Annotated in this window: 19 protein-coding genes and 1 pseudogene; 11 read left to right on the top strand and 9 right to left on the bottom strand. The window is 67.7% G+C overall.

Annotation, left to right across the window (positions count from 1 at the left end; translation table 11 throughout):
- Positions 1–80 precede the first annotated feature (80 nt).
- On the top strand, positions 81–1,475 hold the full coding sequence (locus tag IPK85_22920; GenBank protein ID MBK8250217.1) for an FAD-binding protein: 1,395 nt from the start codon (positions 81–83) through the stop codon (positions 1,473–1,475).
- Positions 1,476–2,066: 591 nt separating this feature from the next.
- Here IPK85_22920 and IPK85_22915 read toward each other — a convergent pair.
- Complete coding sequence (locus IPK85_22915; GenBank protein MBK8250216.1) at positions 2,067–2,774, bottom strand: ATP-binding protein; 708 nt, start codon at positions 2,772–2,774, stop codon at positions 2,067–2,069.
- Between the two features lie 193 nt (positions 2,775–2,967).
- Here IPK85_22915 and IPK85_22910 point away from each other — a divergent pair, with 193 nt between their 5' ends.
- Positions 2,968–3,513 carry a YaeQ family protein gene (locus tag IPK85_22910; GenBank protein ID MBK8250215.1) on the top strand — a complete coding sequence of 182 codons (546 nt, stop codon included), beginning with the start codon at positions 2,968–2,970 and terminating at the stop codon, positions 3,511–3,513.
- 44 nt (positions 3,514–3,557) lie between these two features.
- Here the strand turns inward: IPK85_22910 and IPK85_22905 are convergent, their stop codons facing one another.
- Positions 3,558–3,791 (bottom strand): hypothetical protein, encoded by a 234-nt coding sequence (locus tag IPK85_22905; GenBank protein MBK8250214.1) that lies wholly within the window; start codon positions 3,789–3,791, stop codon positions 3,558–3,560.
- A 176-nt stretch (positions 3,792–3,967) separates the two neighbouring features.
- Between IPK85_22905 and IPK85_22900 the strand changes: the two genes are divergently transcribed.
- Entirely contained in the window at positions 3,968–5,614 is a 1,647-nt protein-coding gene (locus IPK85_22900; GenBank protein ID MBK8250213.1) for an amidohydrolase, read from the top strand.
- A gap of 119 nt (positions 5,615–5,733) precedes the next feature.
- Positions 5,734–6,408 carry a DUF4143 domain-containing protein gene (locus IPK85_22895; GenBank protein ID MBK8250212.1) on the top strand — a complete coding sequence of 225 codons (675 nt, stop codon included), beginning with the start codon at positions 5,734–5,736 and terminating at the stop codon, positions 6,406–6,408.
- On the opposite strand, the pseudogene IPK85_22890 reads toward IPK85_22895, so the two are convergent.
- A pseudogene (locus IPK85_22890) lies at positions 6,376–6,865 on the bottom strand (hypothetical protein). The gene IPK85_22895 and the pseudogene IPK85_22890 overlap by 33 nt on opposite strands.
- The gene (locus IPK85_22885) at positions 6,862–7,068 is read right to left on the bottom strand and encodes a hypothetical protein (protein MBK8250211.1); all 207 of its coding nucleotides are present in this window, start codon (positions 7,066–7,068) and stop codon (positions 6,862–6,864) included. The pseudogene IPK85_22890 and the gene IPK85_22885 overlap by 4 nt, the downstream one beginning before the upstream one ends.
- A 151-nt stretch (positions 7,069–7,219) precedes the next feature.
- Between IPK85_22885 and rocF the strand changes: the two genes are divergently transcribed.
- Both rocF and IPK85_22875 read left to right on the top strand, forming a co-directional pair.
- The gene (gene rocF / locus IPK85_22880; protein MBK8250210.1) at positions 7,220–8,131 is read left to right on the top strand and encodes an arginase; all 912 of its coding nucleotides are present in this window, start codon (positions 7,220–7,222) and stop codon (positions 8,129–8,131) included.
- A complete protein-coding gene (locus IPK85_22875; protein MBK8250209.1) occupies positions 8,128–9,225 on the top strand; it encodes a hypothetical protein in 1,098 nt (365 codons plus the stop codon). Before rocF ends, IPK85_22875 begins: the two co-directional genes overlap by 4 nt.
- A 47-nt stretch (positions 9,226–9,272) precedes the next feature.
- On the opposite strand, the gene IPK85_22870 is transcribed toward IPK85_22875, so the two are convergent.
- A complete protein-coding gene (locus IPK85_22870) occupies positions 9,273–9,761 on the bottom strand; it encodes a hypothetical protein (GenBank protein MBK8250208.1) in 489 nt (162 codons plus the stop codon).
- 200 nt (positions 9,762–9,961) lie between these two features.
- On the opposite strand from IPK85_22870, the gene IPK85_22865 reads away from it, so the two are divergent.
- Positions 9,962–10,621 (top strand): hypothetical protein, encoded by a 660-nt coding sequence (locus IPK85_22865; protein MBK8250207.1) that lies wholly within the window; start codon positions 9,962–9,964, stop codon positions 10,619–10,621.
- 8 nt (positions 10,622–10,629) lie between these two features.
- Here IPK85_22865 and IPK85_22860 read toward each other — a convergent pair whose 3' ends face one another.
- Together IPK85_22860 and IPK85_22855 are read right to left on the bottom strand one after the other, a co-directional pair.
- Positions 10,630–11,508, bottom strand: coding sequence for a hypothetical protein (locus tag IPK85_22860; GenBank protein MBK8250206.1), 879 nt, complete (start codon positions 11,506–11,508; stop codon positions 10,630–10,632).
- A gap of 5 nt (positions 11,509–11,513) precedes the next feature.
- Positions 11,514–12,902 (bottom strand): cytochrome c, encoded by a 1,389-nt coding sequence (locus IPK85_22855; GenBank protein ID MBK8250205.1) that lies wholly within the window; start codon positions 12,900–12,902, stop codon positions 11,514–11,516.
- A gap of 136 nt (positions 12,903–13,038) precedes the next feature.
- Between IPK85_22855 and IPK85_22850 the strand changes: the two genes are divergently transcribed.
- Both IPK85_22850 and IPK85_22845 read left to right on the top strand, forming a co-directional pair.
- A complete protein-coding gene (locus IPK85_22850) occupies positions 13,039–14,997 on the top strand; it encodes an oligopeptide transporter, OPT family (GenBank protein ID MBK8250204.1) in 1,959 nt (652 codons plus the stop codon).
- A gap of 31 nt (positions 14,998–15,028) precedes the next feature.
- The gene (locus IPK85_22845) at positions 15,029–17,506 is read left to right on the top strand and encodes a GcvT family protein (protein MBK8250203.1); all 2,478 of its coding nucleotides are present in this window, start codon (positions 15,029–15,031) and stop codon (positions 17,504–17,506) included.
- A gap of 50 nt (positions 17,507–17,556) precedes the next feature.
- On the opposite strand, the gene IPK85_22840 is transcribed toward IPK85_22845, so the two are convergent.
- Together IPK85_22840 and apaG are read right to left on the bottom strand one after the other, a co-directional pair.
- The gene (locus IPK85_22840; protein ID MBK8250202.1) at positions 17,557–18,525 is read right to left on the bottom strand and encodes an alpha/beta fold hydrolase; all 969 of its coding nucleotides are present in this window, start codon (positions 18,523–18,525) and stop codon (positions 17,557–17,559) included.
- Positions 18,526–18,626: 101 nt separating this feature from the next.
- Entirely contained in the window at positions 18,627–19,031 is a 405-nt protein-coding gene (apaG, locus tag IPK85_22835; GenBank protein ID MBK8250201.1) for a Co2+/Mg2+ efflux protein ApaG, read from the bottom strand.
- 74 nt (positions 19,032–19,105) lie between these two features.
- Between apaG and IPK85_22830 the strand changes: the two genes are divergently transcribed.
- A complete protein-coding gene (locus tag IPK85_22830; protein ID MBK8250200.1) occupies positions 19,106–19,726 on the top strand; it encodes a DUF305 domain-containing protein in 621 nt (206 codons plus the stop codon).
- A gap of 20 nt (positions 19,727–19,746) precedes the next feature.
- A complete protein-coding gene (locus IPK85_22825; protein ID MBK8250199.1) occupies positions 19,747–21,543 on the top strand; it encodes a hypothetical protein in 1,797 nt (598 codons plus the stop codon).
- Positions 21,544–21,614: the final 71 nt, after the last annotated feature.

Genomic DNA, 21,614 nt, shown 5'->3' with positions numbered 1-21,614 from the left:
GGCGCAGGCCCGGGGGGGGCGAACAGTCGCAGCGGCGGCGGGACCTTGCGACACCGACCCGTCGCCGCAAGGTTGCCCGCATGACTCCACGCTCTCGCATCGCCGACGTCGACGCCCTGCACCAGGCACTCGCCGCCCTCCTCGGCGACCGCTGTTCACGCTCGTCCAGTGACCGCGAGCAACACGGTCGCGGCGAGACGCATCTCGGTGCGGCGCCACCGGACCTCGTCGTCTACCCGGAGTCTACCGAGGAAGTGCAAGGCGTCGCCCGGATCTGCACCGCCCACGGCGCACCGATGATCCCGTTTGGCGCAGGCAGTTCGCTCGAGGGGCACATCGCGGCCGTGCAAGGCGGCGTCTCGCTCGACATGACGCGCATGCATCGCATCCTGCGCACCAGCGTCGAGGATTTCGACGCGACCGTGCAGGCCGGCGTCACGCGGCAGCAGTTGATGCGCGCACTCGCCAACTCCGGGGCGACCTTCTTCATCGACCCCGGCGCCGACGCCACCCTGGGCGGCATGGTGAGCACGGGAGCATCCGGCACGACCTCGGTGCGCTACGGCACCATGCGGGAGAACGTTCTCGGTCTCACGGCCGTGCTCGCGGACGGGCGTGTCATTCGCACGGGGTCGCGAGCGCGCAAGTCGTCGGCCGGGTACGACCTCACGCGCTTGTTCATCGGCGCCGAGGGGACGTTAGGCATCGTCACGGAGGTCACGGTGCGCTTACACCCGGTGCCCGACGCCATCGCTGCCGCGGCTTGTGCCTTTCCCTCGGTGGACGCCGCCGTCGATACGGTGGTCGCATTGCTGCAGTGCGGCGTCCCGTTGGCGCGCATCGAATTGCTCGATGACCTCACGGTCGGTGCGGTGAACGCCTTCTCCGGGCTCGGCCTGCCGGAGCAGCCGATGATCTTCACGGAACTGCATGCGTTCAGCCGCGAGGCGCTGGTCGAGCAGCTGGATATGGTGCAGTCCATCGTGGGTGAGCATGGTGGCACCGTCCATGCGACCGCCGCCACCGAGGAAGAACGCGCGCGGCTCTGGGAGGCGCGACACAGGGTGTACTATGCCGGGTTGGCGATGAAGCCCGGCGCGCGATCGTGGACGACGGACGTGTGTGTGCCGATCACGCATCTGGCGACCTGCATTCGCGAGGCCCGCGCGGACTGTGCCGCGCACGGCGTGCTGGCGCCACTCGTCGGTCATGTCGGCGACGGCAACTTCCACATGTTGTTGCTGGTGGATCCGGCGGATGCCGACGGCCTCGCCCGAGCGAAGGCGGTGAATGACCGCCTTGTGCAACGCGCGATTGACTGCGGCGGCACGTGCACCGGCGAGCACGGGATCGGGATGGGCAAGATCGCATCGCTCGCGAAGCAGCACGGCGACCTCCTGCCGCTGATGCGGTCGATCAAGGCCGCGTTCGACCCCGACAACCTGATGAACCCCGGGAAGATCCTCGAGGGATAGCCGTTCGGCGAGGTGGCGACGGCTGTAGGCGCCGTGGGACGCCGCGCATCACGCCCCTTGCAGGGCGTCGAGGCGTGTTGGGCGCCCATCCAGTGATGGGTGCCGCGTGGTTGGTCGTGGGCGCGACGCGGTTGGGCAATGATGCATCGCGGTTGGTCGAGGGTGCGCCCCGGCGAGGTCTCGATGCCGCGTGGTTGGTCGTGGGTGCAACGCGGTTGGTTGACGATTGGATCGATCGTGCGGCCCGTCAAGGTCCTGCTACAGCGTGGTTGGTCGAGCGTGCGACGTGGGCGGTCGTCGGCACAGCGTGGTTGGTCTCGAGTGCCACATGCCCGGTTGCCAGTGCGGCATGTTTGGCCGAGGGTGCGGCCCGTCAAGGTCCGGGTACAGCGTGGCTGGGCGCGGGTGCGACGTGTTGGGTCGACGATGCGGCGTGGTTGGTCGAGTGTGCAGCGTGGTTGGTTGACGGTGCGACGTGTTTGGTCCTCTGTGCAACGTGGTTGGGCGTAGGTGCGGCCTGCAGAGCTCTGGGCGCAGCGTGACAAGGCATGGGTACAGCCGAACGAGGGGTGGGTGCAACCCGCGCTTGCCCTACGCCGGCGTTCCGTCCGAGGCGCGCCAGAGAAACGGCTGCACCCCCGCGCGACAGCAGGGCGGCACCACATCCCGCAGGAGCTCGAGCGCCCGCGCCGCCTTGGACAGGAAATCCGGCGACGCCGGCACCTCGAACAGCCTGGGATGCCCCGCCCACGCAGCGGCAATACGCGCGTCGATCGCCCGCGCTTCCACCTGCGTCTCCACGCGCAATGGGTTCTCGTGTTCGTAAGCGGCCGGCTCGGATGGCGTCCGCAGGTGGATAACGGTGTGATACCGCGCCAGCTCCTCCTCGCGACTCACGCCGAGGGAAGACCAGAGGTCGCCTTCCCCCAGCCAGTACGCCGACCCGTCCACCGTGCCGCGATCACAGAGCACCACCGCCGCGTTGGTGTGGGCCTGGATGGATTCAAGCTCGCGCTGCACCTGGAAGATCGCGCGTTGAGCCGCGCGTCGCCCGTGCACCCCCTCGTTGCGGGGAAAGCCGCCGCCAAACACGATGCTCGCGGACTCGCGCACGAGGCGCACGTGACCACAGAAGAAAAGCCGGATCAGCTCGAGCACGGCAGACTTGCCTGCGCCGGGCCCGCCGGTCAGCACGACGCGACGACCGTCGTGCAGCGCGGTACAATTGCAAGCGTTCACGAGGAGCCTTGATGAGGGTCGGCAAGAATCTACCAGCGGCTGGAACGGCACGAGGAGGATGTCGCCACGAGGCGCGGCACCAGCGCTGAGGCGCGACAAGGCCTTGCATGCGACACTGGACCCTCGGTCAAGCCCGGGGCGCCAGCCGGAGCACCTCGAGCACGTTGAGCGGACGATCCGCCTTCCATCCAGAGGACTGAGGCACGGGCGAACGTGGCCTCGCCGCTACATTCCCTCACCGCCCACTCACCACATGGCCCTCACCGCGACGATTTCCACCTTCGAGATTTCGCTGAACGACTCGGATCGCCACGTCTACGAGTCGTTCACGCTCAAGGTCGCCCGGCATCCCTCGGAAACCGAAGATTACCTCTGGACGCGTGTCATCGCGTACTGCCTCGAGTATGCGGAAGGGATCGCCTTCTCGAAAGGCGGGCTCTCGGACCCCGAGGACCCACCCGTCGCGGTACGCGACCTCACGGGCACGTTGCGCTCCTGGATCGAGATCGGGGCGCCGAGCGCCGAGCGGTTGCACAAGGCGAGCAAGGCCTGCTCGCGTGTGGTGTTGTACACGCACAAGGAATCGCGCATCCTGCTGCGTGGCTACGAAGGTGCAACGATTCACCGCGCCGACACCATCGACGTCCTCGCCGTGCCGCGTGAGCTGCTCGACGCGCTCACCCCCCACCTCGATCGACGCGTCACGCTGACGCTCTCCGTGGCGGGGGGCGAGTTGTACTTCGACGTCGGCGGCACCGTGATTCACGGCGCGCTGGAACGGCATCGACTGCCCGGCTGACACCGCGCGCCGATCACACCGGGCAATCCCGCGACGCGGCCTCGTCAGGCGTTGAGTTTCCGCCGCTTCTGTACCTCGCGTGCGACCACGGCCACCGCCGTCAACGCACCCATCACGGCGCCCGCTCTTGCCGCCTTGCGAGCGACCTTCGCCGTGGTGCGCACCTTCGCCTTCACCGACCGACGTCCTTCGGCAACGAGCACCTTGGTCTCGACCGCGTCGACCAGGCGATGCAGCGCCTCGCCCGTGGCTTCCGCCGCCTTCTCGTAGCGTTTCATCTGAACTCCTCCTCCCGGGCGCACCCGGATCTGTCGCATCATCATCTTCGCACTGTACTGCACCCCGGTCTGTCCTCGGCGTTCCCAACGCGACGACGGGGAACCCCCGGCGCTCCGTGGCGGCCCCTTGACGCCGTGCCTTGCCTGGGCGAAGTCAGGCCACCCTCACTCCTGCCATGACCTCGCGACGTCAATTCGTCACCGGGCTCGCTGCCCTCGCCGCCCTGCCGCGGCACCGACAAGGCCCGGACCTCCTGCTCTGGAACGGCGACATCCTTACGATGGAGACCGCGTCGCCGAGCGCCCAGGCCCTGGCGATCAGCCGCGGACGCATTGTCGCGATTGGTTCCAACTCGGAGATGCAGGCGCTGGCAGGCCCGACCACCCGCCGGGTCGACCTCGGGGGGCGCGTCGTGATCCCGGGGGTCATCGACGCCCATAATCATCCGGCCGGCGCGGGGCTGAGTCACCTGCGCGAGGTGGACTGCGACCTCCGCTCCGTCGGCGCCATTCAATCGGCATTGCGCGAGCGCGCACGCACGACCGCCCCCGGCGAGTGGATCCTCGGCTTCAAGTACGACGACACCAAGACCGCGGAACGGCGCTTCCTCACGGTGGCCGACCTGGATGCGGTGTCCACTCAACACCCCATCCTGATCGTCCATCGCGGGGGCCACACGGCGTATGTAAACTCACTCGCGTTCGCCGCCGCGGGGATCACGGCGACGACTCCGGATCCGGTTGGCGGTCGCTACGAGCGCGATGCGCGTGGGGCGCTCACGGGCCGCGTGGCCGAGAGCGGGATGAACGCGCTGAGCGCGAAAGCCGCCCGACCGTACTCGCGCGCCGATCGCCAGGCCGGGGTCGCGGAGATCAGCAAGCGACTTGCCGCCGCCGGGATCACCTCGGTCACGGACGCGTTCGGGAGCACCGACGACCTGCGCGCCTACCAGGACGCCCAGTCGGCCGGCCACCTCCACACACGGGTCTACTGCCACATCGGCGATGTCTTCCTCGACGCGATGATCTCGACCGGGGCGCGCACCGGGATGGGGGACGCATGGGTCAAGCTGGGTGGGGTGAAGTTCGTCTCCGACGGCTCCATCTCGGAACGCACCGCGCGCCTCGCCGAGCCGTATGTCGGTCGGCCGGATGACCGCGGGATCATGGTCAACGACGCTGACGTCCTCTGGCCGCAGTTCGTAAAGGCACACACCAACGGTTGGCAGCTGGCGACGCACGCCAATGGCGACGTGGCGATCGACATGGTGTGTGCGCTCTACGAGCGTCTCCAGCGTGAACACCCACGGCCCGACCCGCGGTTCCGGTTCGAGCACTGCACGGTGCTGACCCCCGCGCTGATCCGCCGCATCAAGGCGTTAGGTGCCATTCCCACGCCGTTTGCGAGCTACGTCTATTTTCACGGCGAGAAGATGACCGAATACGGGGCCACGCGCACCGAGCGCATGTTCCCCATGCGGTGGTTCCTCGATGCAGGAATCCCGGCGGCGATGGGGAGCGACTACCCGCCGGGTCCGTTCGAGCCGATGATGGCGCTGACCTCGATGCTCACGCGGACGGACATCCGCGGGACCACGTGGGGGGCGAGCCAGCGCATCACCTTCGATGAAGCGTTGCGCGTGCTCACGGTGAACGGCGCGTATGCCTCGTACGACGAAGGGGTGAAGGGGTCACTGCGGGTGGGCAAGTTCGCCGACCTCGCGGTGCTCGGCCGTGATCCGCGCCGCGTGCCGCCGTCGGAGATCGTGCACGTGCCGATCGAGCGGACGATGGTGGACGGGCGCTGGGTGTACGAGACGTAGGGGTGCACAGGCTCCGTGAGAATTGAGCGACAGGCGCTCATATTGCGACATGCCGCGAGTGGCATCTGGCGTGACGCGTTCATCCGGACCCTTTTTGAGCGAGACATCCCGCAGTTGGATTGCGCATCCCTGCACCAGCGTTGCGGCGGTTCTGGTCGATGATTGCGCACTACCATGCACAGACGTGGAACAGCTCTGGGCTCGCGCGCGCCTTGGGGGTCGCGCACACCACGGTGCAGCGGTATCTCGATGTGCTGACCGAGGCGTTCATGGTGCGGCAGCTGCCTCCGTGGCACGCCAACATTTCCAAGCGACAGGTACGCGCCCCCAAGGTGTACCTGCGCGATACGGGGCTCTTGCATACGCTCATTGGGGCGGAGTCGCGCGCGTCACTGGAGCGGCACCCCAAGGTCGGCGCGTCGTGGGAGGGGTTCGCGCTGGATGTGGTGCTGGAGCGGCTTGGCGCTCGATCTGGCGAGGCGTACTTCTGGGCGACGCACGGGGGCGCCGAGCTTGACCTTTTGGTGGTACGAGGCCGGACGCGGGTCGGGGTCGAGTTCAAGCGAACCACGGCGCCGAGCGTGACGCCATCCATGCGAACGGCCCTGGCTGACCTGGGCCTCGAGAGGCTGTACGTGATTCATGGTGGGGCGGAGACGTTGCGCTTCGCCGATCGGATCATGGCTGTGCCGCTTGCGCGTGCGGCACTCGATCGCGATCGCCAAGGCACGGATGCCACGATCCGGCCTGTCCGTTGTCCCTCAAGTTTTCCCACGCCCCCGCTTGCGAGCTGACGGACGTGCGGCGGTCAGCGCTTCGACGTCGGCCAGGTCCTTCCGCCGGCCCGCGGCTTCCTTATTAATTACGAATTAACAGGTCGCGACCGAGGAAGGGCACCTGACGACCTCGCACCTCGTGAACAACCCGACTCTCCCACGCCGCCGCGAAGCTGGTCACTCCACTGATCGCTGTCAGAAGATCTATCCGGTTTGGCGGCAGGCCGAGTTGTACAACCATTCCCGGGGTCTCGAGATCCGATCGGGTCACCTTCAGGTCGTCGAGCGGAGCGCCAAACTTCCCGAGCGCCCACCAGACGCGAGCGACGTTGGCGGGATCGATGTCGATCAGGAGGTCGATGTCCTGGGTCGCGCGGGGCACGCCGTGGACCGCCAGCGCATGCGCGCCCACGACGACGAATTGCGCACCAGCATTGAGCAGCAGGTCGATCAGCTCCAGCCAGTCGTCCGTCATGCTCGGCGGATGACCTTGATCGGCATCTGAGAGCGCGTGTATGCAACCGGCGTAAACGCCCCGAGCTCGACCATGCGTCGGGTCAGCGTCACGACCATCTCGATGCGCTCCTCAGGCGTGGTGGTTGCGCTCAGGTCGTCGCCGGGCTCCTCGCCCAGACGAAAGACGCGCACGACCATTTCCTGTCCAGTCGACTTGGCCATGAAGGGAATCTAGTCCCGGCGACCCGCCCGTGCACCTCGGTCCCCGGCGACAAGGGGATAGTTATGCAGAAGTCGGTGCGCCCCGGCCGCATGTCGCGCATGTCCATGCGAGTCACTTCCGCGTTAGGCCGGTCGTCCTTAGGGTACAGCCATGACTACTGTCCGCATCATCGGCGTCCCCATGGACCTCGGCGCCTCGCGCCGTGGCGTTGACATGGGCCCGTCCGCCGTCCGATACACTGATGTTCGTGAACGCCTCGAAGCCCTCGGCCATACCGTCGAGGACGCGGGGAACGTCCCCGTCCCGTTCCGCGAGGATGCCGCGAAGGGTGCCCAGCGTGGCGCGCGATACCTCGGCGCGATCACCGACGTCTGCACCGATGTCGCCACTCGCGTGCGTTCGGCCCTCGACGCGGGCGCATTCCCCCTCGTCCTCGGTGGCGACCATGCGTTGGCGGCGGGATCCATTGCCGGCGCCTCAGCGCATCTCGCCGCGAAGAACGAGCACCTTGGCGTTCTCTGGATCGATGCACATGGCGACCTGAACACGCCAGCCTCCTCGCGATCCGGCAACGTGCATGGGATGCCACTGGCCGCGCTGCTCGGCCACGGCGACAAGGCCATGACCAGCATTGCCGGACGCACCGGGGCGATCCGCTCATCGGACCTCGCGCTGGTGGGCCAGCGCGACCTGGACCAGTCGGAACAAGCCCACGTGCGCAAGTGGGACCTCTCCGTCTTCTCCATGCGGGCGATCGACGAGCGTGGCGCTCGCACCGTGATGGAAGAAGCCATCGCCGTCGCCGCGCGCTCCACGGCCGGGATCTGGGTGTCCTTCGACCTCGACGTGATCGATCCCGACGAGGCCCCGGGGGTCGGCACACCGGTCCCGGGTGGTATCACCTATCGCGAGGCGCATCTGTTCATGGAAATGGCGGCTGACACCGGCAAGCTCGTCGGTTTGGACATCGTTGAGGTGAACCCCGTCCTCGACGAACGCAACCGCACGGCAGAGATTGCCCGCGAACTCATCCTCAGTGCCCTCGGCAAGCGCATCCTGTGAGCCTCCCACGGTACGTCCCCCCGGATTTCACCACCGCGACGCTGGCCAGCGCGCCGGCCGCCCGCACCGAGCGTGCGTCGCGGGACGGCGTGCTGCCCGACGCGTTCTTTGCCACGACCAACCTGCCGACCTACGTCAAGGGCGCAGACGGCCGCTGGACGATGCCGCGGGAGCCGCGGATGGACGGCGTGTTGGTGCGTGACGTCGAGGGCACGTGGTGGGTGCGCGAGGGGCGGCGGGTGAAGGCGGGCGACGAGATCGTCGTGGGGCGCGCCGAGGACGGGAGCGAAGGGGTCCTGGTCCACGCCAACGGCTTCCAGGCCGAAGGTGGCGCGCACGGCGACTTTCACTTCATGTCGAGCCAGGTGTCGCGCGAGAAGCCGATCGACTACAAGCAGATTGCCCGCATGCTGGTGGAGGAGAAGCGGCGCGGCGGGTATACCCTCTGGGTCACCGGCCCGGCGCTCGTGCACTCCCGCGCGCGCGACAACCTCGTCTGGTTCATCCGCAATGGCTTCGTGCAGGCGCTGCTCGCGGGCAACGCGGTCGCGGTGCACGACATCGAGGCGAATGTGGTGGGCACCACGTTAGGCATGACCAGCGAGGGGATGCCCACCGAGAACGGCCATGCCGCCCACATGCGAGCGATCAACGCCGTGCGACGCGCCGGGTCGATCCCGGCCGCGGTGAAGGACGGGGTCGTCACCGGCGGCATCATGCACGCATGCGTCGTGGAGGACGTGCCGTTCGTCCTGGCCGGCTCGTTGCGCGACGATGGCCCACTCCCCGGGGTGATCACTGATATGGTCGCGGCGCAGGACGCCACACGCGCCCACACCGTCAAGGCCACGATGGCGGTGATGATCGCCACGGCCCTCCACTCGATCGCCGTGGGGAACATGCTCCCCGCGTACTACGAGGACCCGCAGGGCGAGCTGCGGGAACTGCCGACGATCTGCGTCGACGCCAGCGAGTTCCTCGTCAGCAAGCTCAAGGACCGCGGGACCCACCAGGCCGTTGGCGTCGTGACGAACGCGCAGGACTTCATGAGCATCCTGCGCGCGGCGGTCGAACGCGAGGTCCAGCAGGTCTGAGGCCGAAGCGCTCTCGTGACCGTACCCCGAGAGCGCTTCGGCGCCGGTTAGCGACGAATGGGCCAGGACTCCTCTTGATCCAGGTTGAAGAAGCACGCGTACAGGCACTTCCCCGTTCGCTTCCCGTTGATGCAGGGCGGCACCACCTCGATGAAGCAGATCAGGTCGCCCATCACCACAACGGGAACACAGGGTCCGCATGAGCCTCCACCAGGCTGGGTGGGGGCGGCGAGGGTTTCTGCATTCGTCGGCTGGCCATCGGTAGCACTCACCGGGCTCGGGGCGAGAAATCCCATGTCGGTGCGGCCGGTCGCCAGCTGCCAGTCCGCCACGTCCTTCTTCAGTCCCTCCAGCGCACGCAGGTGATCTGCCGTCATGCCACCGGCGGCGGCCACACTCGCGTGGAGGTCGCGGACACGTTGTACCAGCTCCGCTCGCTCGCTCGCGGCGCGGTCGGGCGCCGAGACCTGCTCGGCGCAGGCGGTGAATGCAAGCGCCAGCAGTCCTGTCACAAGCCCCGCCATCTTGAACGTCATGGAATTGTGCTCCTGTGGTTGGATGTCTTGCCCCTCGATGTGGCGGGCTGTTACGGCAAGCGGAAAGACGGTGCGAATCCCGACAGGCGGCCTCCGGCTGGCCGGCTGGACACCGTAACAAGAGGCGGGGATGGCGTGTCGCGCCGGGTTGTGTGGAACCCTCGCGAGGCCCAACCTTCGGGCACTCGAGCCCCTCGCTGATGCGTTCCCGCGTCTCAACCATCGATCGCACCATGGGCGCGGTGTCCCGCGCCATGGGCTTCGTCCTCCTGCTGCTCCTTCCCCGGATCGGGGAAACGCAGGAGCATGTCCACGAGGCCCCGGCAGCGCCCAATGCCATGACCCGCCTGCTGCTCGAGGGGCCGCACCTGGTCCTGTATCACCGGGGGCTACTCCAGTTGACCGAGCCGCAGCAGGTGGGATTGCAGCGACTGCGTCGGTCGCTCTGCAGCGCCGAGGTGGAGTTTGTGCGCCAGCGCGATGAGGGGCGTGCGCGTGTCGGGACGGCCGTGGCGGACACCACGGGCCCAGCACGCACCGCAACCACACTCCGCGCGGCGCTCAACGACGTCGCCGCCGCCGAGTCCCAGTGGCTGGCCACCCTGGTGCAATCACGCCGGGATGCAATCGCCATCTTGACCCCGCCGCAGCGCGCGCAGCTGGTTGCCCTGCGCGACCACTGGGCCCGCGAGACCACCGCGATGATCGACGAGGCGACGCGACCCGGCCAGCGCGGTCACCCGGGGATGCAGATCCCGATCCGTGTCCCCGGGATGGTGGTCGGCGAGACGACCCTCCTGCCCTACTGCGAGGCGCTACACGGCCCCACGATGCATATCGTCATCCCGCCGCCGCGCTGACGCGTGGCCTAACTCGCGCGCACGCGCACCCGGACATAACCGTTCGTCCAGCAACACTGCTGTCCCGGCGTGCTGTCGGTGATGCCGAAGTTGTCGACGCGCACCCGCAGCAGGTAATCGCCCGGCGCGCCGAACCGCACGTTGGTCGTGGCTTCGCCGCCGCCTGGTGCCGTCTTCGCGGTGTTAGGCTCGAAGGTGACCTCGCCCGGCCCCTGGTGCTTGAACCAGGTCATGGCCACCGGGATCGGTGCCCGCTCCCCGCGATCCTCCATCCATACCTTGATGGCGAGCGGCGTCCCCACCGTCGCGGTCAATGGTCCGGTGGTCACTCCCTCGCGGCCCTTCGACTCGGGGCCATCGGGAGCGAACCGGACGACGGGCATCATCGACCCGGCGGCTTGTGGCGTGTAGGAGAGCTTGTAGTAGTCGCTCGTCGCGCGACCCGGGACGGAGTACGTGAAGCCGTTGTAGCGCAGCGTCCAGGTCACGTCACCCTTGAACCCCTTCGGTACCCGCACCGCGAAGACGCCCCGCTCGCGGCGCCCGCCGAACGCCCGGTAGTTCATCACCGGGAAGTGGGTGGGCTGCAAGCCATCGTACGACGCGGGCTCGACCTTGTTGTCCGGTCCGATCGGGATTTCCACCACGCCGCGTGCGTTGCGATTGAGGAACCCGAAGGAAAGGGTGACGCTGCCATCGGGGTTCGCGTACCAACCGTCGAAGAACGGTGCAACCCCTGCCCCGCCCGCCGCGCTCGGGCCGAGGGGATATCTCGGCAAGGTCTGCGCTGACGCGACCTCGGGCACGCCCACCAGGCACACCGCGCCCAGTCCCGCCATCGCAAACTGTCGAAACGCGGAGCCCATCCTCACTTCGAGAAACGTCATCGCGCTCACTTCTTCGGCCGCTTGGCGAGGAGCTTCTGATAGCCCGCCTCATCGAGTTGCGTCACCGCAATCCAGGCGTGGCTCATCTCGTCGGCCGTGCGGTCCCCAATCCCGACCCACTGATCCGGGTCCGGGTTGAACGGATTCTTGTCCGTGTTGTCGTACCACGCCGTGTTGATCATCACCGTTCCCGCGGGCAGCAGCGGCGCCACATCCTCGGCGTACACGTGGCTGTGGTGCCAGCCCGGGTTCCAGTTGGACACCATGCTGAGGGTCTCGCGACGCCCGTCGGGATACAGCACCTCAAGACGTTTCGCGACGAGGTGCAGGTGTCCATGCGGCTGCCAGGAATCGATGCGCACCGGGGTGTTGAAGCGATGGAACCCCTGGGTCATGAGGGTGCCACGCGGCTCGATCTCAAAATCCCCGGAGCCGCTCTGGAGCGCGTAGAGCCCGAGGGTCTGCCGATAGTGCGTCTTTGGTGTGACCTCCGGCGGGTGGAACCAGATGCCAACCTCCACCTGGTCGTCCACGACCTCCTTGCCGTTCGGGTAGTAGTGGATGTCGAACAGCACGTTGGAGCCCGCCGGGGCGATGCGACATGCATCCGGTGGCACGACTTCCCCGATCTTCCCCAGGGCGTACTCGGACAGGCGGACGCTCCCAGGTCCCCCACCGCCGGCCTCGTCGGGCTGCACGTTGGAGTTGCCGGGGACGAAGATCGAGTTCGCATGGTGGGTCACCGAGCGACCGGCCACGCTCGGCAGGGTCTCGATCGCCTTGATGCAACGGTCGCTCGTGACGCCTGAGGGCACGGAGGGCCGCCACCAGCGATCCTGGCCCATCGCCGGCACGGTGTACTTCTTGGCCTTCACGATGAGGTCCGGCGGACCGTACTCGGCGGCGAGCCGGTACTCGCCAGCTGCGGGAAGTTTGGTTGCCGGCGGCATGTCGGCCGGGTCGCCCATCGGCATCCCCGCGTCGACCCATCGCACCACCGTGGCAATGTCGCCGTCGGAGAGGCGCCAATCGTGCTGCAGCTTCTGGATGCCGACATGCGTGTCGTACTGGTACGGCGGCATCTCGCGGGCCTGGACCATCTGCTTGATCAGCGGCCCGTTGCGTCGCACGTGCTCGAAGGTGAGCAGGGGCATCGGGCCAATCCCGCCGGGCGAGTGGCAGAGCTGGCAGTTCTTCTGGATGATCGAGGCGACGTCGCGGGTGAAAGTGACGGCCGAGGAGTCCGGTGAAGCTCCGAGGGTGCGCTTGCCGTCGGGGACGTGCGCGTCGGCGGGCCTCACCGCGGCACCGAGGACCACTGCGGCCGCGGGGACCCAGGCGGTCGCCAGCCAGAAGCGAAGGCGGGGAGTAGCGACCTGTGGGGCGGGTCTCATGGGTGGCTCCGGCGTGACGAGTCGTGCGGAGAGTAGCGCCGGGCGGGCGCGTCGGTCAAGAAAATCTATGGGCCCACGCCCCGGGGCGGCCCCGCTCCCCTCCCCCATCCGCCTCGGGGGGGTACCTTAGGCCCCCATGCCTCCCAAAGAACTCACCCTGCGCGCCCTGGTTCTCGGCGCACTCCTGACGTTCGTCTTCACGGCAGCCAACGTCTACCTCGGCCTCAAGGTCGGGCTCACGTTCGCCTCGTCTATTCCCGCCGCGGTGATCTCGATGGCGATCCTGAGCGCCGTGAAGGACTCGTCGATCCTCGAGAACAACATCGTGCAGACCGTCGCCTCGGCGGCGGGCACCCTGTCGGCGATCATCTTTGTCTTGCCCGGCCTGGTGATCGTGGGCTGGTGGACCGGGTTCCCGTTCTGGGAGTCGTTCCTGATCTGCCTGAGCGGCGGTGTGTTGGGCGTGTTGTTCACGATCCCGCTGCGTCGCGCGCTCGTGACCACGTCCGACCTGCCGTACCCGGAAGGGGTCGCGGCGGCTGAGGTGCTCAAGGTCGGTTCGGGCGCGCGCGGTGAGGCGGGGACCGATGCGGGCGAGGCGAAGGAAGGACTTCGCGCCGTGGTGCTCGGGTCCGTCGCGTCTGCGGGGCTCGCCATCATTGGGGCGACCAGGATCGCGGCCACTGAGTTGGCGGGGTATTTCGGCGTGGGCGCCGCCGCGTCGAGCGGGTACAGCGTGGCGTGGTCTCTCGCCCTGCTCGGGGCCGGCCACCTGGTGGGGATCTCGGTCGGGATGGCGATGCTCACTGGGCTGGTGATCGCCTGGGGAATCGCGGTTCCCTGGCTCACGTCGATCACGCCGATCGCCGATGGTGTTGAGCTGGCGGCGCACACGAGCACGATCTGGCGGACCCAGGTGCGGTTCATTGGTGCGGGCGCGATTGCGGTCGCGGCCATCTATACGTTGGCACGGCTTTCCCGCCCGGTGCTTGGCGGCCTCATCGCCACGCTGTCCCCGTCTCGGGCCGTGTCGTCCGTGCCCGACACCGAACGCGACATCTCACCCCCGTGGATCATCGCGCTCACGGCAGCGTGCATTGCGATTGCGGCGTGGCTGGCGTGGAGCTTCGCGAGTTCTACCGTCCTCGCGTCCAGCGCGGTATCGCTCACCCTGGTGGCCGCGCCCTTTGTGCTCATCATCGGGTTCCTGATCGCCGGGATCTGCGGCTACATGGCCGGACTGATCGGCGCGTCCAACTCCCCGATTTCCGGCGTGGGCATCCTGTCGATTGTTGCGTGTGCCTCGCTGGTCGCCATGGTCGTACCGGCCACCCCGGAGTCCTCGCCGGCGCTGGTCGCCTTTGCGTTGTTTGTCACGTCGATCGTGTTCGCATGTGCGACAATCTCCAACGACAACCTGCAGGACCTCAAGACCGGGCAGCTGGTGGGCGCCTCGCCGATGCGGCAGCAGATCGCGCTCATCGTGGGCGTCGCCGCGGGCGCCGCCGTGATCCCGTCGGTGCTGAACCTGCTGGCCAAGGCGTACGGCTTCGCGGGTGCGGCGAACATCGGCGTGGTGGCACCGAATCCCCTTCCCGCGCCTCAGGCCACGCTCATCTCGGCGCTGGCGCAGGGGGTGATCGGCGGCACCCTGCAATGGAACATGATCGGGATCGGGGCGCTGCTCGGCGTCGGTTTGATCGCGTTTGATGCGACCATGGGTGCGATGAAGAAGCTGCGCATCCCGCCGTTGGCCGTTGGCCTCGGGATCTACCTGCCGATGTCCGCGACCTTTGCGGTCGTCGTCGGGGCGGTGATCTCGCGCTGGTACGAGGGGCGCGCGAAGGCCATGCCGAACCCGGATCGCGCCGAGCGGCTGGGGACGCTGGTGGCGTCGGGACTGATCGTGGGGGAGAGCTTGTGGGGCGTCCTGAACGCCGGGTTGATCGTCGCCCTCGCCAGCGACGCACCCATTGCCCTCGTCAGCCACGACTTCGGCCTCGCCCCCTGGCTCGGGATCGCCGGTTTCATCGCAGCCATCACGTGGCTCTACGGCTGGATGCTCCGCCGGTCCGCAGCCGTGACCGCTCGCTAGCTACCGTTCTCTCGCGTTACCCGTCGCACAAATGCCACCTGTACCTTCTCACGCGCGCGCCGTCGTCATCGGCGGCGGCGTTATCGGCTGCTCGACCGCCTACCACCTCGCCCAGATGGGGTGCCGCGACGTCGTACTCCTGGAGCGACACCAGCTCACCGCCGGCACCACATGGCACAGCGCCGGCCTCATGGTCACCTTCGGGTCGACCTCCGAGACCTCGACCGAATTCCGGAAGTACACCCGCGACCTCTACGCGCGACTCGAGGCCGAGACGGGCCTCTCCACGGGATTCCGTCCAGTCGGGTTCATCGAGGTAGCCAGCGACACCGATCGCCTGGAAGAGTACCGCCGGGTCTCCACGTTCAACCGCTACTGCGGGGTGGACGTGCACGAGATCTCGCCCGCCGAGGTGCAGGAGTTGTTTCCGCTCGCCCGCACCGACGACCTGCTCGCCGGCTTCTACGTGAAGGAAGACGGCCGGGTGAACCCGGTCGACGTCACGATGGCCCTGGCGGCGGGGGCGCGGAAACACGGGGCCACCATCCTGGAAGGCGTGGCCGTCACCGGGATCATCTCGGCAAACGGTTCTGTGCAGGGGGTCCGCACCACGGCCGGTGACATCACCTGCGAGATGGTGATCAACTGCGCCGGCGCCTGGGGGCGTGAGCTGGGGCTCCAGGCCGGGGTCAACATCCCGCTGCAAGCCGCGGAGCACTACTACCTCCTCACCGAGGAGATCCCCGGGATCTCGAAGACGTGGCCTGTGCTGGAAGACCCGGCCTCGTACGGGTACATCCGCGAAGAAGGCGGCGGATTGATGATCGGACTGTTCGAGCCGATTTGTGCCCCGTGGCGCATTGACGGAATGCCGACCGACTTCGCCTTCGGCGAGATCCCACCCGACTGGGACCGCGTCGGGCCCTACCTCGAACAGGCGATGAAGCGCGTCCCGGTCTCCATGACGACCGGCGTGCGCAAGCTCTTCTGCGGCCCGGAATCGTTCACCCCGGACCTCAAGCCCTGCCTCGGCGAGGCCCCCGAACTGCGCGGCTACTTCGTGGCGGCCGGCCTGAACTCGATCGGGATCCTCACCGGGGGCGGCGTCGGCCGCGCGATGGCGCACTGGATGCTCACCGGCCGGCCGGATTGCGACATGACCGCGTTTCACCTCGACCGGTTGCATCGCTACCAGGCGACGCCGGACTACCGCCGCACCCGCACCGTCGAATCGTTAGGCCTGGTCTACCAGACGCACTACCCCAACCGCGCGATGACCACCGCGCGGGGCGCCAAGCGGAGCCCCATTCATGAACGGCTCGCCGCGCGCGGGGCCTGGTTCAAGGACGTGAGTGGATGGGAGGGGGCCGACTGGTACACCGCGGATGGCACGCCGCCAGAGCAGGAACCGTTCACGTTCGGACGCCCACGCTCGTGGAACAACTGGAAGGACGAGCACGAGGCCTGCCGCACCGGCGTGATCCTCATGGACATGTCGTTCATGGCGAAGTTCCTCGTGCAGGGCCGCGACGCCGGCCGGGTCCTCAACTGGATCTCCGCCAACAATGTGGACGGCGCCGCCGGGCGCACGACGTACACCCAGTGGCTCAACGAAGGCGGCACGCTGGAAGCCGACCTCACCGTCACCAAGCTCGAGCTCGGCTTCACCGGGGTCGCCGGTGACCAGGCGTACCTCGTGGTCGCGTCCGATACCGCCCACCGGCACGCCCTCACCTGGTTGCGTCGCCACACCCCCGACGACGCGCACTGCGTCGCGACCGACGTCACCAGCGCGTACGCACAGGTCAACATCCAGGGTCCGCGCTCGCGCGAGTTGCTCCAGCGACTGGTCGCCACGGACCTGTCCAACGCCGCCTTCCCGTTCCGCACGGCGCGCGAGGTCGACCTGGGCTTCGCTCGGGTGCTCATCGTACGCATCACCTACCTCGGCGAACTCGGGTACGAACTGTACATCCCGACGGAGCAGGCGGTGCATGTGTATGACCTGCTCGTGGAGGCCGGCCGCGACCTCGGGCTCCGCCACGCGGGCCTCAAGGCTCTCGCGAGCCTGCGGATGGAGAAGGGCTACCGCGACTACGGACACGACATCGACAACACCGATTCACCGCTCGAGGTTGGCCTGGGCTTCGCGGTCGACCTCAAGAAGCCCGGCGGGTTTCTCGGGAAGGATGCGGTCCTCGCCAAGCGCGAGGCCGGCATAGCCAAGCAACTCGTGCAGGTCCTGCTGCAGGACCCCGAACCACTGCTGTACCACGCCGAGGTCGTGCGGCGGAATGGGGTGGCCATGGGGTATGTCCGCGCGGCGTCGTACGGACACACGCTGGGTGGTGCGGTCGGGCTCGCGTTCATCGAGCGGGCCAATCACACCATCGACCAGGACTGGCTCGACGCCGGCGGCTGGGATGTCGAGGTGAATGGCGCGCGCTATCCGGCCCGGGTCTCGCTCTCGCCGATGTATGACCCGGCGATGACGCGTATCAAGGCCTGACGAACGACGGTCACCGAGCAGGGCCAGACGCGACGACGTGGGGGGCGCCTCTACCTTACGACTGCGAGTGGAGCGGCCCGCAACGTGTCCGCCGGCGTGTGCGCGCGAAAGAACGTCTGCATCGCGCCGTGCACGAGGACCGACCGTTCCATATGCGGGAGGTGCCCAGCCCCCTCGACCGGGAGGTACTGCGCCTGGGGTATCACGCGCCGGATACTGTCGGCCCACGTGACGGCGACCGTCTGGTCCAGCGTCCCCCAAATGAGGTGCACCGGACGCTGGGTTGCGCCAACCGCCGCGTACAGCGTATCGGTGTTGCTCCCGCCTAACGCGAGTCGCGTGCGCAACAACGACCGGCCGAAGCCACGGTACTGCATCTGCACCCGGTACCGGTCCGGCCAGTCCGGCCACTTCGCCGGCTCGACGAAGTCGCTGAGCTGCCCGTCGGCGAGCGTCGGCACGACCATCGCCTGCCAGAGGCGCTCCCCCAGCCACGGGAGTCGCAGGTACCAGGGCATCAAGCCGGTCGGCCCGGCGGCAGGGTCGACGAGCGTGAGCGTCCGCACCCGCTCGGGCGACCGGCGCGTGAAGGTGGCGGTGATGGGGCCGCCGAATGACAGTCCCACGAGGTGGACAGGCTCACGCCACCCTAACGAGTCGAGCACACCGCCCAGCTGGCGCGCAAAGAGGTCGAGGTCGTAGGCGACGTCCGGTCGGTCCGAGAAGCCCCGGCCATACGTGTCATACCGGGCCACGCGATACCCGGCCGCGGTGAGCGCGACCACGGTCGAGTCCCAGATGTACGCGGGCACCGAGAACCCATGGACGAGCAGGACGCGAGGGCCCGCCTCGGGGCCGCTGACGTCGTAGTGCGTCATCCCATCCGGAAGCTGCACAAACGACCCGCCTCCGACGGCGCGGGCCGCCGCGTCGAGTTCAGCGGATTCAGGATCCCGCGACTGCAGGTAGACGAACCCGCCGACGCACAGCAGCAGGGCAACGATGACGACGCGGGCCATGGGGATATGATTGAAGTGTGCGGAAGCATACGACGGCGCGGCTGGCGCATCCACCCGATAGCTGCGGCGCATCTGCAGCCCACGCCCCGCCGTCGGCCGGGTCAGGGCCCCGCGCGCTGATCGGCCGACAGCGCAAACCGTGGGATCGCCGCGTCGAAGACCGACCCATCGTCATGAACGAAGTGGTAGCTCCCCTCCATCCATCCGCTCGGCGACGTCAACACACAGTACGACGCGTACTCGTGCACGGCACCTGGCTCCAGGTGCGGCTGCTGCCCCACGACCCCCGGGCCCTCCACCACCTCGTCACGACCAGCATCGTCGTGGATCAGCCAGCGACGAGAGAGGAGCTGCGTCCCCTGCGCTCCGGTGTTCTCGATCCGGATCCGGTATCCGAACACATACTGGCGCGCCGGTAGATCAGACTCATCCGGAAGCCACATCGGTCGGGCGGTAATCCGGATCGGCCCGGTAATGCGGTAGAACAGGGGCGTGTGACGAGGCATGGGGGGAAGGTGCCTCCAGCGACTTACCGCGTCCATCCGTAGACGGTACGTTACCCGCCCGCACGACCGTCGCCATGCCATTCCACCTCCGTTTCCGGCTGCTCGCCCCCGCCGTCCTGTTCGCGGCCACGGCCTGCGCCACCGCGCGCCCCGCGGTGATCGGTATCCCGGCCCTCAAGCACACCGAGGCCGACGTGCACTTCATGACCGGGATGATCCACCACCATGCCCAGGCCGTCCTCATCGCCGGGTGGGCTCCGTCCCATGGCGCGAGCGCCGAGCTGCAGCGGCTCTGCGAGCGGATCGTCGTCGGGCAGACGGATGAGATCGACCTGATGCAGAACTGGCTGCGCTCGAAGGGCGCGCCGGTGCCCGCCGCCACAGCCGGACCGATGAAGATGACGATGGCCGGCGGGATGCAACACGACGTCATGATGCCCGGCATGCTCAATGACGACGAGGTGAAGACCCTCGACGCCGCGCGTGGCCCCGAATTCGACCGGCTCTTCCTCCTGGGCATGATCAAGCACCACGAAGGGGCCATCACCATGGTCGAGGAGCTTCTGGGCGCACCAGGTGCCGCCCAGGACGAGACCGTCTTTCGATTTTCCTCTGATGTGGTCGCCGACCAGACGACCGAGATCCGCGTGATGAAGCAGATGCTGGCGGCACGCGGCCACGCCGTTCCACAGTAAGTCCCCTCCCCCGAGGTCCCATGTCCCTCTCGCTCCTCCCGTTCACGCGCGCGGCCGGTGCCGCGCTCCTCCTGGCCGCCTGCGCGCGCAGCGCCACGGTGGTGTCGACCCCATCGCTCCAGCGCGACGCGCGCGTCGGCCTCAAGGCCGGCCTCTACAACGCCGGCGAGGCCATCTCCAACCTCGAGCTGATGGCGACCACCAAGTCGCCGCCGGGCTTCGAGGGGGTCACCAACTCCGACCTCGCCTTCAGTGGCAAGTACGCGATCCAGGGGAATTACAACGGCTTCAATGTGTGGGACATGTCCAACCCACGCCGCCCCACGCTGGTGAAGTCGTACCTCTGCCCAGCGTCGCAGAGCGACGTGTCGGTCTACAAGAACCTCCTGTTCGTCTCGGCCGAGGGTCTGGGCGGGCGCCTGGACTGTGGCACGCAGGGAGTACGTGACACCGTGAGCAGTGAGCGCATTCGCGGCCTGCGCATTTTTGACGCGACGGACATCGCCAACCCGAAGTACATCGGCAATGTCCAGACCTGCCGTGGCTCGCACACGCACACCGTCGTTGAGGATCCGAAGGACAAGGACAACGTCTACATCTACATCTCGGGCTCCTCAGGGGTGCGGTCGCCACGCGAACTGCCCGGCTGCGTCAACGCCAACCCGGACAACGACCCGAACTCCTCGCTCTTCCGCATCGAGGTGATCCAGGTTCCGCTCGCCCGGCCGCAGGACGCCCGCATGGTCAACTCGGCGCGCATCTTCGAGGGACTCACCGCCCCGGAGCGGCACGCCGACATCATGACCGCGGAGGATTCCGCCCGCATGGCAGCGCGTGCGCGCACCCAACCGGCGCGCGCCCCGCGTCCCGCCCCGATGCGTGGCGGTGGCCCAACCCAATGCCACGACATCACGGTGTACCCGTCCATCGGATTGGCCGGCGGCGCATGTGGTGGGTATGGCCTGCTGCTCGACATCAGCGACGTGAAGAACCCAATCCGCATCGACGCCGCGGCCGACTCCAACTTTGCCTTCTGGCACTCGGCAACGTTCAGCAATGACGGCTCCAAGATCCTCTTCACCGATGAGTGGGGCGGTGGCAGCGCGCCGCGTTGCCGCGCGACCGACAAGCCGGAATGGGGCGCCAACGCGATCTTCTCGATCGTGAACCGCAAGCTGAAGTTCCACTCGTACTACAAGATCCCTGCACCCCAGACCAACGTCGAGAACTGCGTGGCCCACAACGGCTCACTCATCCCGATCCCCGGGCGCGACATCATGGTGCAGGGTTGGTACCAGGGCGGGATCTCGATCTTCGATTGGTCCAACCCCGACAAGCCGGTCGAGATTGCGTACCACGATCGCGGCCCGGTGAGCGACTCGACGTTGATCAGCGGCGGCTCGTGGTCGGTCTACTGGTACAACGGCACGATCGTGTCGTCGGAAATCGCCCGCGGACTCGACATGTTCGATATGAAGCCGAGCCAGTTCGTGACGCAGAACGAGATCGACGCGGCGAAGACGGTGCGCTACACCGAGTTCAACGCGCAGGGCCAGCCGAAAATCTCATGGCCTCCGAGTTTCGCACTCGCTCGGGCGTACGTGGACCAGCTCGAGCGGAACAAGTGCCTCTCCGCACTGCGTATCGTCGCCGTGCGAAGCGCACTGGCTAACGCCGAGCGCGCCAACCCGTCGTCGCGTCAGGGCACGCTCAACCAGCTGTCGAGTGAACTGTCCGGCGAGGCGGCGGGCTCCTGCGACGCCAACCGCATGCGCTTGCTGTCCAACGCGATCAAGGACCTCTCTACGGTCAGCTGATCGAATTCCCGTGGTGTCAGGAGCGCCCCGAGCCCACCGGCTGGGGCGCTCTTGCTTTCCGGGGATCACCG

It is taken from the genome of Gemmatimonadota bacterium, assembly GCA_016712265.1.
GTDB lineage: Bacteria > Gemmatimonadota > Gemmatimonadetes > Gemmatimonadales > Gemmatimonadaceae > RBC101.
This window is presented reverse-complemented; position numbering and strand designations above follow the sequence as displayed.